At 55.6% G+C, this 4873-nt stretch carries 2 protein-coding genes; both read right to left on the bottom strand.

Translation table 11 applies throughout. The features are described 5' to 3' along the window. The coding region (locus IT585_11095) for a VCBS repeat-containing protein (GenBank protein ID MCC6963786.1) at positions 1-2690 on the bottom strand (2690 nt) is incomplete at its 3' end. A gap of 204 nt (positions 2691-2894) precedes the next feature. Then, positions 2895-4873 (bottom strand): hypothetical protein (locus tag IT585_11090; GenBank protein ID MCC6963785.1); only part of this gene is annotated, 1979 nt, incomplete at its 5' end.

The following is a 4873-nucleotide window of genomic DNA, read 5'->3' as shown; positions in this document are numbered from 1 at the left end:
TTCTGCTTCAAAGCAAACTCCGTCGGCAGGACCCTCTCAACCTTCGCCGATGAGATCGTGGTCGCCATCTCCCGAGCATCCGAATCCACGACGATCGCGCTCGTCAACACCAACTCCCCATCACCCTCATAGCTGATCGTCAGCAAATCATGCGTCCCCGCCGGCAATGTCGTCTTACCCGTCAGATCGATCAACCCCACGCGATATTCCCCGTCAACCCACCCGGAGAACACCTGGAACCGTGGATCGGAGCATTGCACCTCAACGTCACTGACCTCGTTTGTAGCTACAAAGTGCAATTGCACTGCCTGCATTTCTGCGGACGCATCGAGCGTGACCATCGCGCAGCCCAGAAAGTCGATTGCCCGAACATTTGCACCGCAGAATGTGATTCGCTTGCTCCACTGCATTCCATCGCAAGACAAATCAGCGCTGGGAGCCGGGCCTCCGCTGAAGATGTAATTGATGAGAAAGACGCAGTCGGTTATGTTAGTAGAACAGTCTGAATTCGCGTCACCAGCGACAGTGGATACCGGCGCTGGGCCTCCAGCAAAGATGTAGTAGATCAGAAAGACAGCGTCTGAGACTGAGATAGTCCCTGAGCCATCTGCGTCACCGCGTACCTCAAAGGGAAGCGAACCCCAGTCAAAATCGCCAATCAATTGCGAACCACCATAGTTGGTCAATTGTGTGCGGCCGGTGCCGTCTAAGTTCATCGCCCAGATCTGATTTGAGCCGCTCTGATCACTAAGAACCGCAAGCTGGGCAGCATCCAGAGAGAATCGTGCGAGGAAGTCATGTACCTCCGCAGTTGGAGTAAGGTTCACAGGGAATGTACCGTTTGGACGCACTACGTAGATATTGTCAATCTCCGACGTTTGAGTCCGAGCCACAACCAGATTCTTACAGCCCCAGTCGTGAGGGGCGTCTAAACCGGAGTCTCCACTGTTGTCAAGAACCAGTCGTTCATGAGTGAAGCCCGGGTAATTGGCACAATAGACCTTTCGATTAGCACTATAACCGGGAAGGTTCTTGCCGTAGACGATCTCAGAACGATCTGGAGAGAGTGCCGCTTCTGCGTAATCATATCCATCTATGGGCGAGATCACTTCCATGCCGCTGCCAACAACGTCTATTCGGGCGATACGCCAATCGGAGGTCAGGTACAGAAGACTCGATTCGCTTTCCCAGTCCAGTACGCCCCGGCATCCGCCGGTCGTCACACGCTGAATCTCGTATCCATCCGACGACACGACATAAACATCGAACGTCCCGTCACGATCTGCGCCGAATGCAATCTCGTGGCCACTCGGGCTGATCCTGATTCCGGCCGGCCTGTTGGCGCCAATATTCATTATTCTGGTTTTTGAACTACCGTCCGGCATCATCTTCCATAATGCCCATCCACCGTCTGACCCTAAGGCATAGACGATAGCCGCCGGGAGGTCTGGTTCTGTGCAAAGAGAGTTTGCGTTCAGAAAGACTGAGAGTGTCCCTGAACCAGGTTGAGTTGACGCAGCCATCAGGTCCTTTCGTCCGTTTTCATCGAGATCAGCGATGCAAACGGCATGCGGGAACGGCTCCGTCATGCAGGTTTCGTGAACTTGGAACTGTCCAGTTCCCAGGTTCTCTATGATGCTTATGGTGCTTGACCAGTGGTCTGCTGTGACGATATCCGGTAGTCCATTTCCATCCAAATCTGCACACAGTGCACGATATGGCCGGGATTGAGGCGCAGCATAGGAAGGATCGGCAAACGTGCCGTCACCATTTCCAATAGCGATTGCTACTGATCCTTCCTCGCTCAGGGCGACGCACAAGTCCTCGTGACCGTCACTATTGAAATCTGAGAATTCCACATCGGATGGATTGCTGCCTAGAGTGCCGACCGCGACCGTCGCACCCACAGCGTCGAAGTTCCCCAGCCCATCATTGTATCGCATCTGGACGCAACCGGATCCTTTGTACGCAACTGCGAGGTCGAGATCTCCATCGTGATCGATATCGTTCAGCGCGACTGCAAAGGGACCACTGGGTGCCGCGGTTGGGTAAACTGCGCTGCGCACCAATCCACCGCTGCCGTCGTTACTGAAGACTACTACACTACCGTCAAGGTATCCTCCGGCGTACGAGCCAGCGCATGCTACAACAAGATCTTGGTCGCCGTCGGCGTCGATATCTGCAACAACGGGGTCAATTGGTCCGATTCCGCTCGGCAGGTTTGCCGCAAGCTGAAAACTACCGCCGCCATTCCCGAAGAGCACGGAAACGGTGTCACAAACTGTACCGTGAGCCTTAACGACATCGGGAATGCCGTCACCACTCAGATCGCCAGAGACCAAGTGCCCCGCATTCATGTATTCACCTCCAACTCCAACCCATGAGATCACCGGTAGGATGGCAAAGCTGCCGTTGCCATCCCCAAGATAGACTGCGATGCTGTCGAAGCCGCTTGAGCCGACAATTACGTCGAAATGCCCGTCTGTATTGGCATCCGTTGCCGCGAGCGTCGTTGCGTACGGGGCGCACGGTCGGTTCGCGGCGGCGCCAAACCACAGCTGCGCTTTCGCCGAGACGCCGATCATCAAAACACTCAGCGTCACGGCTACTACCATGATTACTCGGCCCCGAAACCGCTTGTCTCCCAATTGAAGCTTGTCAAACTTCTCTGCTTGATTCTTTTCCATCATTCCACCTCTCTCTTACGGACATCTTCTGCTGCCAATTGAAATTACCGCCTCAACGTCGTCAATTGTGGCCACGTTTGATTTACTAAATGAGTAGATGCCGTGCTGTTGATTTGTAGGAATTTTCTCGCGATTAGATTTGATAGCCTGGCCGCCATGCCAGATCAACGTCTGGAAGGCACGATCAAGCTCTGTGCTTGTCGGGCTCTAAGGCTCGGTGCCGCCATAGAAACTCAGCCCCGCGGATGCTTGATGAACCAGAGTTTTGCCAAAGTACACCTGAACTTCACGAGTCAGTTGGGAGGCCAGCGAATCAGCGGATGCGTATGGCTCCGCACCAATCCCGAGCAGTGTCGCATTCAAGAGGTCAAAATCGTGATCTGAGAATTCGGCTCGAATTGGAATGAAGTTTGAATCTAACAAATAGATAATGCCGGGTAAGGCTTCCGGCCGCTCCGAATAGCTGAGGGTCACTGCGCACGCGGTCAGTCCATCACCCTCCTTGACGCCGACCCGATATCGCGCCTGCGATAAGCTATCAACCTGAATATTGACAACCCAGTTTTTGACACCTTTCCTGCTCGTCAGTCGCGTACCGGGAAAACTCACGTAACGTAGTTGTTGTCCGCGTTCCAACCCTGATTTGATGAAGAGTTCATTGTCCCACGGCGGTGAGACGCCCCCCACATGCGTGATATCGATGACAACAACCACGGCTCTTTGCATTCGGTTGTTGGTTCCGCCTCGTATAAACTCCAGCTGACCATCGCCATTAATGTCAAGTTGAAGCTCTGCTCCGGAGAACTGGCCGGTGTGTATATACGGTCCCCCGATGACTTCGCCCCTGGTGTTGAACAGCAGCAGTTGGCAACGGAATGGGTTCGATGCCACCGACATAGTCAGGAAGCAGAGCCCTGAATTCAAAGACAAGAACGGGTAGAACCCCAGCGGGCTGTAGCTGCAGTTGGCTGCAACGTTGTCATCAGCTACATCACCCGGATAACTCGTCAACCGAAAAAGGTCCTTCGACCACATTCGCGTCCCGTCCGATTCATAAAAATCGAGACTCCTCAGGGAGTTGCTCTTCGATGTAGCCATGAACACCAATTCGTCATCACCGTCGTCGTCCGGATCACATGGATAGCAGGATTCAACGCCGCTCTGGTTGTCAGATCGCAGGACGCCCCCAGCCAGTGCGTCGGAGTACACGCGCGATACGAACAGCACATTCCCATTCGTGTTCAACGCCTTGAACTGAGCACCGCTGATCTTGACTTCAGCAATTCGCGTATCAAACCACGGCCAGAAGTTCTTCGGGGAAATGACCGCCAGCAGCAAATACCCCACTACCCCCAACATCGCCACCTGCACCGCCGTCGTCCGGCTGTACTTCGCCGCCCGCCGCGCCACATATTCGCCGATGCATACCTTCTGCGACCGCACCACGTTGTGATCGTTCAGACAATCGGCTAAATGGCGCACCGGAATCAAGGTCAGATTCCTGCGCGGATACGCCGACTCCAACTGCTCCAGCGCCGCCCGCGCTGCCGGGTAGTTCGCCTGCGGCAACACCAGAAACCGCACCGGCGAATGAAACACGCGCTTCACCTTCGCCCCGATACTCTCATCGCTCACCGACAGAATCTCCCCCTCCGGCGACACCGCACCCGTGTATGCCACCTCCGCCGACAGGAAACGATCCTGCCGTTCCACCTCAAGCTGCAACAGTTGCGTATACGTCAGCAACGCAATCGCCAGCCCGATTGAATCGCCGGTGAACGTCTCCCCCGAATCCTCGACCGTGAAATGCGCGTTGACGTGCGACTTGGCGCGGCCGCTATAGCCCGACTCCGCCAGATATCCCCGTACCGCCGCCAGCGCCGCATACGCCGAGCCGACAAACGGGTCCTGCGGCGTGCGAATCTGGTTGTCGAACGTGACCTGGTCGCCCGGCGCCGCCTTGGACGCCGGTTCAATTTGCGCCCGCAATATCCGCATCCGCCCGTCGGAATTGTCGTCGCTCGCCCCTTTCGCGACGAACACGCACACGGCGCGATCATGATGCACCGCCTCGCGCCGCGCTTGCCAATCCTCCAGAATCGGCTGGAGGTGACGCTTGAGATCTGTTTCCGGGAGTGCGTTGTATGCTTGCTCGAACCGTTCAAACTCGTCCCGGAGTCTGCCCC

It is taken from the genome of Candidatus Zixiibacteriota bacterium, from assembly GCA_020853795.1.
Taxonomy (GTDB): domain Bacteria; phylum Zixibacteria; class MSB-5A5; order CAIYYT01; family CAIYYT01; genus JADJGC01.
This window is presented reverse-complemented; position numbering and strand designations above follow the sequence as displayed.